Source organism: uncultured Kordia sp. (genome assembly GCF_947489565.1).
Taxonomy (GTDB): Bacteria; Bacteroidota; Bacteroidia; order Flavobacteriales; family Flavobacteriaceae; genus Kordia.
The window spans coordinates 174,920-188,703 of sequence record NZ_CANLEA010000001.1 but is presented as its reverse complement, the minus strand read 5'-3'; the positions used below and the strand labels follow the sequence as shown (position 1 = coordinate 188,703).

The 13,784-nt window shown below is 34.6% G+C and carries 12 protein-coding genes; 4 read left to right on the top strand and 8 right to left on the bottom strand.

The features are described 5' to 3' along the window. The first annotated feature begins 203 nt into the window (after positions 1–203). Together Q0845_RS00810 and Q0845_RS00805 are read left to right on the top strand one after the other, a co-directional pair. Positions 204–2,603: a DUF5916 domain-containing protein gene (locus tag Q0845_RS00810; RefSeq protein ID WP_298507668.1), complete on the top strand. Its 2,400-nt coding sequence runs from the start codon at positions 204–206 to the stop codon at positions 2,601–2,603. An 83-nt stretch (positions 2,604–2,686) separates the two neighbouring features. After that, positions 2,687–3,541 (top strand): T9SS type A sorting domain-containing protein, encoded by an 855-nt coding sequence (locus Q0845_RS00805; RefSeq protein WP_298507665.1) that lies wholly within the window; start codon positions 2,687–2,689, stop codon positions 3,539–3,541. 33 nt (positions 3,542–3,574) lie between these two features. Here the strand turns inward: Q0845_RS00805 and Q0845_RS00800 are convergent, their stop codons facing one another. From Q0845_RS00800 to Q0845_RS00765, 8 genes are all read right to left on the bottom strand, one after another. Then, positions 3,575–4,510: a DUF3078 domain-containing protein gene (locus tag Q0845_RS00800; protein WP_298507662.1), complete on the bottom strand. Its 936-nt coding sequence runs from the start codon at positions 4,508–4,510 to the stop codon at positions 3,575–3,577. A gap of 117 nt (positions 4,511–4,627) precedes the next feature. Continuing rightward, complete coding sequence (locus Q0845_RS00795; protein WP_298507659.1) at positions 4,628–5,551, bottom strand: DUF3078 domain-containing protein; 924 nt, start codon at positions 5,549–5,551, stop codon at positions 4,628–4,630. A 192-nt stretch (positions 5,552–5,743) separates the two neighbouring features. Next, complete coding sequence (locus Q0845_RS00790; RefSeq protein ID WP_298507656.1) at positions 5,744–6,259, bottom strand: DUF2480 family protein; 516 nt, start codon at positions 6,257–6,259, stop codon at positions 5,744–5,746. 3 nt (positions 6,260–6,262) lie between these two features. Beyond that, complete coding sequence (locus tag Q0845_RS00785; protein ID WP_298507653.1) at positions 6,263–6,589, bottom strand: iron-sulfur cluster assembly protein; 327 nt, start codon at positions 6,587–6,589, stop codon at positions 6,263–6,265. Between the two features lies 1 nt (position 6,590). Further along, positions 6,591–7,013 (bottom strand): SufE family protein, encoded by a 423-nt coding sequence (locus Q0845_RS00780; RefSeq protein WP_298507651.1) that lies wholly within the window; start codon positions 7,011–7,013, stop codon positions 6,591–6,593. 50 nt (positions 7,014–7,063) lie between these two features. After that, the gene (locus tag Q0845_RS00775) at positions 7,064–7,522 is read right to left on the bottom strand and encodes a hypothetical protein (RefSeq protein ID WP_298507648.1); all 459 of its coding nucleotides are present in this window, start codon (positions 7,520–7,522) and stop codon (positions 7,064–7,066) included. 92 nt (positions 7,523–7,614) lie between these two features. Continuing rightward, on the bottom strand, positions 7,615–8,664 hold the full coding sequence (locus Q0845_RS00770; protein WP_298507646.1) for a zinc metalloprotease: 1,050 nt from the start codon (positions 8,662–8,664) through the stop codon (positions 7,615–7,617). Between the two features lie 270 nt (positions 8,665–8,934). Continuing rightward, positions 8,935–10,146, bottom strand: a complete 1,212-nt coding sequence (locus Q0845_RS00765) for an aminotransferase class V-fold PLP-dependent enzyme (RefSeq protein WP_298507644.1) — start codon at positions 10,144–10,146, stop codon at positions 8,935–8,937. Positions 10,147–10,410: 264 nt separating this feature from the next. Here Q0845_RS00765 and Q0845_RS00760 point away from each other — a divergent pair, with 264 nt between their 5' ends. Both Q0845_RS00760 and Q0845_RS00755 read left to right on the top strand, forming a co-directional pair. Next, positions 10,411–12,891, top strand: a complete 2,481-nt coding sequence (locus Q0845_RS00760; RefSeq protein WP_298507640.1) for an O-antigen ligase family protein — start codon at positions 10,411–10,413, stop codon at positions 12,889–12,891. Between the two features lie 313 nt (positions 12,892–13,204). Further along, positions 13,205–13,783, top strand: a complete 579-nt coding sequence (locus Q0845_RS00755; protein WP_298507638.1) for a DUF4255 domain-containing protein — start codon at positions 13,205–13,207, stop codon at positions 13,781–13,783. Position 13,784 lies beyond the last annotated feature (1 nt).

Below are 13,784 nucleotides of genomic sequence, written 5' to 3'. Positions count from 1 at the left end.
TGTAGCCATAAAAAACAACATCGTTAACCGATCATTAACCTAAAAAACGCTGAAAACTATTGGTTTTACTGAGTTTCTCATTCTATGTTAACAGAACTTCCTTTTATGTTAAAAAACACCTTAACTCCTCGTTAACTTCGGTTTAACCTGTTTATCTAAGCGACTTCTTCACATTTGCATTGTAAAATCAACTCATCAATCAAATGCGACATTTTATTATTTTTTATACTTTCTTATTCTGTAGCGTGTCTTTATACGCACAACGATCTATTCAAATTCATAAAGTTTCTTCTCCAATTACTATTGACGGTATTGCCGATGAAACGGATTGGAAACAGTATGCCGAAATTGGCAATTTTACACAAACACGACCTGATAACGGAAAGCCTTCTGCACGCAAAACGGAAATTGCAGTATTGTACGATGAAAGCTATTTGTATGTTTTGGGAATCATGCATGTAGAAAGCAAAGATGAAATTAGCAGTCAATTAAGCGCGCGTGACAATACAGGAAATGCAGATATTTTTGCCTTGCAGATTGATCCTTTTGGCGAAACGCGTGAAGGATACGATTTTACCATTACAGCAGCCAATGTGCAAACCGATATAAAATTGAGTCAGAACGATTCCTATGGAAACTTTAATGTAGTTTGGAACAGTGCTGTAAAATTGTATGATGACAAATGGATTGCAGAATTTAAAATTCCGTTCAATAGTATTCGATTTCCTAAAGAAGCCATGGACAATTTCAAAATCAATTTTCAAAGAGTCTCCACAAAATTGAACGAAGAATCATATTGGAGTCCTATAAAGCCTGAAGTTGATGGATATTTAAACCAATTTGGGACATTAGAAGGTTTGCCAAAAATTACGCCACCATTAAACTTATCGTTATTGCCTTTTGTTTCTGTGGTGAACGAAAAAAGTCCTGACGGAACTAGCAAAACCAATTTTAACGGCGGTTTGGATGTAAAATATGTACACGACAATTCGTATACTTTAGATGTTTCGCTCATTCCAGACTTTAGTCAAGCCTTGTCTGACAATCAAATTTTTAACTTGTCTCCGTTTGAAGTTCGTTTCAATGAAAACCGACAGTTTTTTATTGAAGGCACCGAGATTTTTGACAAAGGCGGTTATTTGTACACACGAAGAATTGGCGGCGTTCCTATCAACATCAATAATATTTCTTTAGGCGAAAACGAAGAAATCATAAACAATCCGATTGCTTCTAACATCCTTAATCTTGTCAAAGTCACTGGGAAATCGTCCAAAGGTTTTTCTATCGGAGTTTTAAACGGTATTACGAACAAAAGTGAAGCTACGATTCGAAATACGGAAACGAATGAATTTCGAAACGTGCAGACAAATCCGTTTACAAATTATAATGCTTTGGTGCTCGATCAAACCTTAAAAAATAACTCATCCATTACCTTTTTAAACAATTCTGTTTGGCGAAGCGGAAAGGATTATGACAGCAATTTTTCAGCCTTACTGTTCCGCGGATATACCAAAAACAGAACCTATTCTTTGTATGTTAAAAAAGCCGTTTCGCAAAAGTATTTCTCCGATCAAAAAAACGAATTCGGACATCAGTATTTTGCCTATTTGTCAAAAGTAAGTGGCAATTGGACAGGCGGAATTTCAGCAAATTTATATGATGAAAAGTTTGACAATAATGACTTCGGATTTCTCCCTAGAAACAATCAGTTTTCGGTTCGTGCCAACATCAATTATCAAAATAATAATCCTAAAAAATGGTTCAATCAGTATTCGGTTGGCATCGATCATTCGCAGCGCTATTATTACAGTCTATTTGAAAAAGAATTTGCCTATTTCAAGCTTCAAGGAGATGCAACATTGAAGAATAATAGTGTCGTTTTTGGTTCGTTTGCTTATATAGAACCTCGAAAGGATTTTTTTGAACCGCGTACCAAAGATCGTCATTTTAACAAACCTGCGCAGTTGGAATATTTTGCAGAATATCAAACCAATAGCAACAAGAATTTTTCATTTGCAGGTTATGCTGTGTATGTGAAAACCTTGGACTCTGATATTTTTTCAAACGAGTTTATTGCAGGTTACGGATTGCGCGCTCAACTTGGGCAACATGTTTCCTTAAATTTTAGGCAAGATTTAACCAATATTCCGAGTAATGCTGGTTTTGTGGGACGTGCAGATGATGACTTGATTTTTGGGAAACGCAGCGTTCAAGAACTCACCAATACATTTGAAGCGAGTTATGCAATTTATTCAAAATTGAGCATGAATATTCGCGTGCGTCATTACTGGATTCAGGTAGATTATGACGATCAGTTTTCGCTGAATACGCAAGGAGATTTAGTTCGCAATAATTTTACGATTGATCCAAACGATTTTGATGATAATTTCAACTCTTTTACAATCGATTATATTGCGCGATGGCAATTTGCACCAGCCAGCGAGTTGAGCTTTAATTATAAGTTGGGCGCGAACTTGTTTAACAATCAAATCAATTCGAGTTACGGCACCAATTTGAAAAATACGTTACAACAAGACAATAGCAATACCATTTCGTTGAAGATGACATATTTCTTGGATTTTAATCAGTTGCGAAAGCTGTAAGTCTCTGATAACATACTATTTATTAGTCTTATTTTCATAGTACGAACTAAAAAATAATTGTACCTTGTTATAAAATGCAAAGAATGAAAAAGATATTATTTTTTAGCATGTTTGTAGGGTTTGGAATTGCCGCTTTTGCACAGAATATTCATTTTGCTGACGCGAATTTAAAGTCCTATTTGATATCTGAAAACTGTGTAGATAGCAATAACGATGGCATTGCAGATAATGATGTGGATACCAATGATGATAATGAAATACAACTTAGCGAAGCTTTGGCGGTAACCAGTTTGATGTTGGGAAGTTTTCCTGATACGTATCATATAACATCCGTAGACGATTTACATCATTTTGAAAATATAGAAAAGCTTCGCATTCTTTGGTTAGCAAGCTTGGAACAAGTTGAATTATTGGGTCTTACAAATATTACCGATTTACAAATTGGATCTTGTGCTTCTTTGAAAAGAATAGATATTTCCGATTTACCGAATATTGTGAACCAGCGAATAGAAGACCTTTCGCTCGATTATTTGAACATGCAAAACAATAGCTTTCCAAGTGGATTTTTCTCATTGTTCTATACCGAAAATATAAGTTATGCTTGCATTGACGATCTTCCGCAAGAACATGCTGCCATGCAAGATCATATGGAAGCAGGAATTACTCCTGCTATTAACTGTGAACTTTCGACACCATCTTTTGATTTGCAAAATGATGTGCAATTGCTTCCCAATCCGGTAACTGATGTGTTACTGCTGAGTTCAAAAAACAAAGTTCCAAACAAACTATCTATCATTGATGTTTCTGGACGCATTGTAAAAGTGTATCAAAATGATCTAATGAAAACTAATGTATCCTTCTTATCTAAAGGTGTGTATTTTGTAAAAGTCTATTTCGAAAACAACCAATATATTATGAAGAAATTGATTAAAAATTAAAGATTCTAAATCAAGTCAAGACGACTTTTTTCATCAGAATCCATAATTCACGCCCAAACCAAGTACTTCACGCGTTTGAAAACCTCGGAAAGCATTGTCGTCATAAATAGTTTGAAAGTTGATGTTTGTCGTCAAGTATTTATTAATCGTCATGACTAAATTTACATTGTAATCGATATCAACATTTTCAGGCTTTTCTAAGTAATTAGAATACACATTCAAAATGTTTTCCATCACAATATTATCCAACAATGTAAACTTGTAATAACCTGAAGCATACATGCCCAATTCATAGCGAATACTTTCACCTTCTTCCACCCCAAAATATGCTGAGTTTGGTAAGGTAAAATCTGTATCAACAATCGTCATTTTAGAAGTTCCAGGCGCAATATTAAAGTTAAGATTGTCACTCTTTTTCCATAAAACTCCAGGTCCGAGCGACAAATATGCAGGCGATAAAATATTGGTGTTTTGCGTACGGATTTCTTTTCCATTCTCGTCTGTACTAAAGTTGAATCCTTTGGTCATTTGTGTTCTAAAATTCAAGAAAGCCGAATAAAACCAATTGTTTTCTCCTTTCTTACCAATCACAGAATTTAGTTCAAATCGATCGTCGGTTTTTCGAGTAAATTCACTGTTCTTGGTTTGTGTTAAACCATAAGCAACTACAACTCTAGTGTCCCAATCCCAATTTTCTTGATGATAATTTAAATCGTAGTTCAACCCTAAAGTCCCAGAGATACTGTTTTCTCCACCAGCTGCCCAATTGGAAAATGCAGCTTGATTAAATAGAAAGGATACATTTCCCTTAGATCGCCAACCTTTTGGAAGTGTATCTTTTGCAACAACAGGTTTTTTAACAGCTACAGCGTTTTGTATGGCAGCTTCTATTGCTGTTGATTTTTGTAGTTCTTGACTTTTAGCGGTTAATCCTATGAATAGGAGACACAGTATTATGGTATGTTTCATAGTATATCACAAATAAGTGGGCAAAAATATATGCTGAAAATTTGAAATCAAAATGTGTGAAACAAAAAAAGCGTTTCCAAATGGAAACGCTTTTCTATACTATTGATGGACTTTATTTTATAAGTTGTAGCTTAAACCAATTGTCCAGTATGATTGTAATTTGTTGTCTACATTATCAAATGTAGTTCCTGTATTTCCTTGTGCAAGATTGAAGTTTACAGCTTCTTGCTTGTTTTGTCTTAATCCGAAATCGAAACCAACACCAATCATTTTCCACAATGTGTAGCTAAATGAGTTAGTCCATGTCCAGTTTGAGTAATCACTACTCTTATAGCTTTGGAACATTGATAAGTTCGTTTTAAAGTTGATAGCACCAATGCTTCTTGTATAATCTGCAACGATTTTTGCACCTAAAGAAGACTCAAATACAGTATCATTATCAGCAAATACAAAGTTGTAGTTTAATGGGTGAATTACCACAACTAAGTTTGTAATTGGTGTCCAAGTAGCACCAACACCTACATCTAAATATCCAGGATCGTTAAAGTTACTTAAGATAGTTGTTCTATATTCAGCCAATCCAGAAATTGCGAATTTCTCACTTAATTTACGTCCGTATAAAGAACTAATATTGAATACATCTGTAGCTTCTCTAAACTTATCACTATCTGTTGGATCGTCAGTGTTGTCAAGTTTTACCCAAGCTAAGTTAACATTAGCACTATTGTTCCAGAAAAACTTTTCTTGATTTAAGTTTGCAAAAGCATTTACTGTAAATCCAATATTTCCTGAAGAGTTGTTAGGAATTCCTTGTGCGTACCAATTACTGAATTCTGAGATGCTTCCTCCAATGGTTCCAAAAGCTCCTTTTTTCCATCCTGGAAGTGCATCAATTTGTGCTTGAATAGCATTTGCTTCTGCTTGAATAGCATCGGCTTCTGCTTGCTTTTCTGCTTTTTTCGCTTTTAGTTCTTCTGCGGTTTGTGCGTTCATTGAACTCATTCCCAAACATAATGCGATGGCAAATACGATTTTTTTCATTTGTCTATTTTTATTAGGTTATCAGTGATGCAAAATTATTCTAATTTACTTAGTTCATCATAACTAATGTAAGAATTTATTTCACATCTCTTCACTTTAATTTTTGCGATGGCAAATATAAAATTTGCGTTTCAGTTCACAAAAATATCATAAATTATTTAAACAAATGATAATCAGTAAGTTAAATGATTTTTAAGCGTTTTTCTTCTTTTTGTATAAAGGAACTGACGAACAAGCTTCGCCATACATAATGCTTCTAGCCGTACCATGTAGTTTCTGAATCATCATCGTGTAAGCGTTGTCTGGTATAGGTTTGTTGGCACAACCTTTTATAATTACAGGTTTGTCTTGATAGTCTGAAACATCTAAATTTCCAATAATCTCTTGGTAAATGGAAGTTTCAAGATGCTCCAAGGTGCCAATTATAACTTTTTCGACAAAAGGTGTCAAATGTACGCTCACCAACATATATGCCCACGCAGGAACGATGGCATCTGTACTACAATGTAGCGCTATATACTGGTTTTTATGCTGTGACCAATCGTGCTCAGCAACATAATTACGGAAGTCTTTTTCGCGAAGAATTAAGCCTTCCATGAGCCAATCGGAAATATCAAAAAGCACACGTTCACCGGAAGGATAATAATCTTCCAAATCGAATGTGACTAATTTGCTTTGCGCAACTCTATTGATGATTTCGTCTGCCATAGTTTATAATAAACCTAATTCTAGTTTTGCTTCTTCGCTCATTAAATCCTGACTCCATTCAGGTTCAAAAGTAATTTCAACCGTAGCATTGTTGACTTCTTTGAGCGATTTTACTTTTTCTTCTATTTCTAGCGGAAGTGTTTCTGCTACAGGACAATTTGGCGATGTTAAGGTCATTAAGATTTTTACATCGTAATTTTCGTTTACAAAAACATCATAAATTAATCCTAGTTCGTAAATGTCTACAGGAATTTCTGGATCGTAGATGGTTTTTAAAACGCGTACTATTTTTTCGCCTAGTGCTGCTGTATCTATTGTGATTTCTGACATGTTAATTTAATTGTGTTTGATACGCAATTGCGTATAGCTTTAGTTGTTTAATCATACTTACCAATCCGTTGGCTCTTGTTGGCGACAAGTGTTCTTTAAGACCAATTTCATCAATAAAATCAGTACTTGCGTTGATAATAGCCGCTGGATGTTGGTTTGAAAATGCACGAATTAAAATGGCAATAATTCCTTTGGTGATAATGGCATCACTATCTGCCGTAAAAACTAGTTTATCAGCTTGCATTTCGCCATGAACCCATACTTTACTTTGACAACCTTTGATAAGATTTTCCTCTTTCTTGAGATTCTCATCGATTAAAGGCAATGATTTTCCTAAATCAATCATGTATTCGTAGCGCTGCATCCAGTCATCAAACATGCTGAATTCGTCTACTATTTCATCCTGTATTTCTTGTATCGTCATTTCTTCTTCGTTTACACGATTGTTTATTAGACGCAAAAATACAACAACTATTACTGTTTATCAACAGCTTTTGCCATTGCTTGCATTTTATCTACCAAAGCGGTAAGTTCTTTTGGTGGATTTCCATGATCAAAAGAGTTTGAAGACACTTCCACATCTTTGTATTGTATCGTTAAAACAGCATGTGCGGCACCATCGTATAATCGTTTTGCAGACGGCGCTTCCAATGTTTTTATTTTTTCAGCGTCTATTTTTGATAATAATGATACAATTTCATTCCAATCGCTTTCTGCCATTTCTTGTAGCGCAGATACTTTTCCACCTTGTACTTTTGTCAATGCAAGTTGTTCTTTAGAAACTTGTATTCTTTCATAAAATCCACGCGAAACTGCTTCGTATTGTATTGAAATATCGTCTTGTGCACTTTTTACCGTTTCTTCTTGTGTTTCTTTATCTCCACAACCTTTGGTAAATAACGCGACAGAGAATAGAACAAATAGATATTTCATAAGAGTTTTTTTAAGTTCAGATTTTATAATAATACAAAAAAGACGCCAAAATTGGCGTCTTTCCTATTTTAAATTTAGCACTTTTTATGAGATTAATTTACTAAACTTTCTCTTGCTCCGCCTGGAACCAATACTCCACGCATTCTGCTTTTTTGTCCTGCACTAAACATATTCATACAAGCATCATCAGTATAATCCATATAATTCATTGTCATATCAGTAGAACGACAATTTGTTGTTGGGAATGATGGACATCCGTAGTTTGGTGCATCAGAAGTTGGTGTATCAGAAACAAAATCATCTCTGTTACATCTTCCATCTCCCCAAATATGACGTAAGTTTAAGTAGTGTCCAACTTCATGTGTAGTAGTTCTACCTCCATCAAATGGAGCCGCTACATATCCTGTAGTTCCAAAATATTGAGGAGACATTACAACACCATCTGTTGCTGGGTTTCCACCTGGGAATTGCGCATACCCTAAAATTCCTCCACCAATATTACAAACCCACATATTTAAGTGTGTACTTGGAGTCACTGGAGGATATTGTGATTTTACTAAGTCATTTGTCCCCCAAGAAGTTCTTGAGTTAGCATGTCTGAAAACTCCTGCCAATGTAAATTGAATTTCAGTATCAGCTGCTACAGGCTCAAATAAAGATGGCGTTTGGTTTGCATCATTGTTTGCTCTTCTAAAATCGTCATTTAATACTGCCATTTGCGAATTGATTTGCGCATCGCTAATGTTTTCATTGTTGTTACTATATACTATGTGTATATATACAGGAATTGTAACAACACCTAAGTTATCTCCTGGTGGTTCTGGATCTCCGCCACCGTTTCCGCCGCCGCCATTTCCGTTACCATTTCCATTACCTGGTTTTTTAGCTATAGATCTTTCTCTGTACTTTTTCTCAATGTCATACATTCTGTTAAATAATTCAGAATCTTTGTCAAGTTGTGCGTTCAATTTCTGCATAGTAAAACATCCGCCTGCGGCTTTTTCACTATTTTCAGTGTACAAGTAAAAGTCGCTCATATCGACTCCTTGCTCCTCTAGATTGTTTGTGTTTGTAGTCTGGTCATCACTACAAGACACCATAACCAAAGCAAGAGCTGCCATGCTTAATAGAAGTTTTTTCATAATTTAATTATTAGTGTTTTCGGGTTAAAAAAATTCTGTCAAATGTATATATTTTTAAGTATTATTTACATTTTTTACTAATTTTTTAGATAAATCGCATTTTTTATTTCATTTTGTTACATTTATAACAATTTGTGCAAATGAAACTACAAGTGAAGAATAGTAGGTTTATCGATAAAACACACACCTGTTTTTTAAATTAATCGCAAAAAAAAGAATCGACCAGTGGATCGATTCTATAGTTAAGCTGTTTTTAATGAGCATTTTATACTACGAAAGCATCATTTTTGCTTTTTTAGTAGCTTCAATAAAACTATCAATTTCTTCTTTGGTATTGTAGAATGAAAACGAAGCTCTCACGGTTCCTGGAATTTTATAGAAATCCATAATTGGTTGCGCGCAGTGATGTCCTGTACGCACTGCAATTCCTAGCTTGTCTACAATGGTTCCAATGTCATACGGATGAATGTTTTCGATATTGAACGAAATCACCGCTGTTTTTGCGCCTGAACCATAAATGGTAACATCGCCAATAGCGAGTAATTTTTCCGTAGCATATTCCAACAATTCGTTTTCATAGGCTGCAATCGCTTCAAAACCGATGTCATTCATATAATCGAGCGCAGCTCCAAAAGCAATAACACCACAAATATTTGGTGTTCCAGCTTCAAATTTGTGTGGCAAACCAGCGTAGGTTGTTTTTTCAAATGTCACCTGATCAATCATTTCGCCGCCGCCTCGGTATGGAGGAAGTTTGGTAAGCCATTCTTCTTTTCCATATAATAAACCAACGCCTGTTGGACCGCAAATTTTGTGTGCAGAAGCTACATAGAAATCTACATTTAATGCTTGCACATCTGCTTTGATATGTGGCGAAGCTTGCGCGCCGTCAATTAAAACCGCAGCACCAACTTCATGTGCTTTTTCAATGATGAATTCAATTGGATTGATAACTCCTAATGCGTTTGACACATGATTACAGAAAACCAACTTCGTACGTTCATTCAACAGAGCAGTATAAGCGTCCATGTCTAACTGTCCACTTTCAAACATCGGAATCACTTTTAAATGAGCGCCTGTATGTTCACACAACATTTGCCAAGGCACAATATTTGAATGATGCTCTAAAGCAGAAACAATAATTTCGTCTCCTTTTTTTAGTAAAGAAGCAAAACCATTGGCTACTAAATTAATACTATCGGTGGTTCCTGAAGTAAGAATCATTTCATACGGTTTTGCTGCATTAAAATGTTTTTGAATTTTAATACGTGCTTCTTCATACGCATCTGTTGCTTCCTGACTTAAAGTATGTACACCTCGATGTATGTTTGCATTGTAATTTGTGTAATAATCCGTAATGCAATCTATGACTTGTTGTGGCGTCTGTGAAGTGGCCGCATTGTCAAAGTATATTAAGGGTTTTCCGTTTACTTCTCTGTTGAGAATTGGAAAGTCTTTGCGTATCTTCTGAATGTCTAACATGTGCTATTTTTATAACATTACAAAGATACTAACTATTCATAGAATCTAATGTCACTTTTTTAAGGAAATCAGTTGTAATTGTAACAGCAATCAACACAGTATTTATGCATTTAATCGGGTTTCTGGAATACTTTCAAAAAACAATCGGTCAGATTTCCATATTTTTCTCGTAATTTGTTCAGCTAGCAACACGATTGTGGTCAGAGATATGTATTTGACTCACAAAGTGAAAATTAGTATTTTTCTTGACGTAAAATCCAAGCAATGCCAAAAACCAAGCCTAAAAACAAAACTGTCACTTCAAAAAGTCAATTGCCAAATCAGCTTATTGTTTCCCATCTGTTCCTTGTGTTCTATTTAATTTCATGCTTTGTTCCATTGTTCAATGCTATGGATTACGATGCGCCGCAATGGTTATACATTTCGTTACTCAATATTGTTTCATTGATCTTTATTTTTAAGAATAATGCATTCTTTCAAGCATTTCAATTGCAAAAAAAGGCAAAATTATACATGGGTTTATTGACCGGTTTTTTCGCTGTAAGTTGCTTATCTATGATTACGGCAATTAATGTTAGTGAAAGCTTGGTACACTTGTCACGCCTTGTCAATGTTGTAGTCGCGTTTTTTTGTGTATATACTTTTATTAAAAAAGACCCTAAAATCTTTTTTAACTTCGCCTGTAAAATTTCTATTTTTTTAGTGGTTTTTTATGGTTGGCGCGCTATTAACTATTTCATTGGAAACGCTGACCTTATACGTTCACTCGAATTTGTAAATGGACTTAGAAGTGGATTTTCAAGTATTAATATTTACACGGCTTTTATTGCTGTTCAAATCCCTTTATTGATATATGGTTTTCTGTATTTCACAAAGTTTTGGAAATATGCATCGGGAATTGTTACTCTTATCGGAATTACAGCATTACTCTTTGTAGGATCGAGAACCGCATTGCTTTCTTTAAGCTTTATAATTATCGCAACTTTAGGAATTTTAGTTTTTGGAATTCTTACTAAGAAAAACATCGCTTTAAAAAGAGAAACTATTGTTTTAGCTGTAGCGCCTGTATTAATTATTTTTTTAGTACTGAATGTAAATAGAGTTGAAAAAGGTGCTATGAATTCAATAAGCGATATTCTAAACCCTAAGAATATTGACTTCTATAAAGGAAGAAACGCTGTAAGCACGAATGTTTCTAACGAGCAAAACTTAATGCCTGTAAATTTGAATGTACAGTTAAAATCTCGCATTAGCTCAGGGCGTTTTTCTTTATGGGAATTGGCAATTCGTAACTTTAAGAAAAGTCCAATACTAGGAATTGGGTATGGAAATTACAAAGCAGTCGGCAAAAAAGAACATTACCAAAACTTTGCAAACAACAAAGGAGCTTTTGCCAATCCGAGACGTGCACACAATGACTTTTTAGAAAAACTAGCAGAAACAGGCATTTTTGGGTTTCTATTGTATGTTTCCTTATTTGTAGTGCCATTACTTTGGTTTATTGGATTGTTGCGCAAAGAAAAAGATCCCAAAACGCAATGGATGTATCTTTCTATATTTCTTGTGGCAAGTGCTTATACCTTTGATGCACTTTTGAATTTTCCGCTAGAGCGACCACCAATTCAGTTATATTTTATTTTGATGGTCAGCCTTATGATTGCGTTTGCTAGAAAGAAAAATACAGAAGAAACTGCAACACAAAATAAAAAATTAGTTCCGATACTATTTGGAGTATTATTTTTATTCAGTTTGGCAAGTACGGCTTCTAATTATGCTATTTTAAATGCATATAAACTACAACGTAGCTTGCGAACCGACTTGAAAGGAAAAACACTTTTTACAGAAGAAAAGCTTCGCAACGATTTTGAAACAGTCAAGAAACAATGGACAAACTATCCACAGTTAAGCTATGTAGGAACCGTAAATAATGTGTTTTTAGCAAACTATGCTATTAAGGCTAAAAGATATGATGAAGCTTTGGACATATTGAACAAGTCAAAATCCTATAATACTGATGCTTTATTGGTGAAGGCTTTTAAAGCAGAGATCTTTTTAAATATTAAAGATAATTTGGACAGTGCACAGTATTATTCGGAGCAAGTGTTTGATATTTATCCTGCATTTAAGACCAATTATTACATGCTTAAAAAGATTTATGCAAAACAAAGAGATACGGTAAGTCTGGTAAAAGCAATGCATCGCTATTCTAATTATAATCATAGAGATATTAATGAATGGAAAACCAAAGCGAACACCATTTATGAACATACCAAAGACAGTGATTTAATGTTAAAGGTATTAGATACGGCATTGGCACTAAATGCATACAGTGAAAAACTGATAGATGCTAAAAAAGAAATCTTAGGAAAGTTAAAATTCAAATCATATTTAAGCAAAGAAGAAGTAAAAGCAAAACACCAAAAAGCGTATGATTTCTTTAAAATACAACAATACGAAAAGGCAAGAGTTGTGTATCAGGAAATCTTAAAAACAAATCCTAAAGATTTTCTTTCCATTCAAAATATTGGAATCATTGATTTGGTGAATAAAAACTATGAAGCTGCCATCAAGAATTTATCTCGTGTCATTAAAGCGCAGGCATTTAAAGATGGAAAAGCCGAATACAGTCGCGGGTATTGTTATGACCAGTTAGGAAAATTGGAGAAAGCCAAAGAAGATTATCGTGCTAGTAGAGCTAAAAAGTATCCTCAAGCTATGAGTCTTGCTCCTTCAAAGTATGAATAACCAACATATAACCAGTTTTTTAGCTATTTTTTTGGCGAAGTAAACACTTCATTTTTCAATATTTCCATATCTTAACAACAGGAAGTATTGCTGACTACTTCATGCCCCAAAAATATACTTACGCACATATCATATTGTACGCGATACGGAATACGTGTTGACGTTTATCTCGTTTTGTCTACGATTTGTCTACGGAAAATTTCGTACACCTCTTAAATGTGCATGAATCGTATACGCCTACTTCACTGCATGCGCTCATTCTATTATTAATTTTAGCATGCTGCAAGCTAGCTAACCAAACCATTTAACCAACATGATTGAAAAAGCACTCCAATTTACAGGAAAAGCACTGAACCAATTTGTCAAGAAAAAATTTGGCTTAGACGAAGACGTTGTAAAGATCAATCCTATTATTGATCAAAACGGCGTTGTCCCAGCAGAAAATCAAAACAAAATCATTATTTCATTGATTCACGTAGAACAAGACACCACGCAACAATTCTACAATAGGAATCTAAAATTAGAAGACGGAAATTACCAAAGAGCTTCTAAAACGCAGCGTTACAACTTATTTACATTGATTACTCCAAACTTTAACGATTATATAGAAGCCATCAAGTTTTTAGATGCTTCTATTCAGTTTTTTCAAATCAATGAAATGATTGACGCTACCAAAAATGCAGCAATTCCTCCTGAATTGGGCAAACTAGAATACGAATTTCAAAAAGGAGAAAATTATATGCAGATGCAAAACCTTTGGACCGCACTTGGTGCCAAATACCAACCATCTGTGATTTATAAAGTGAGATTAGTAACGATTCTTTCTGATGAAGTTGAAGGATTTGATACCGCTATTAACAGTGTAAACACCAATACAGAAGAGAAACCATGAA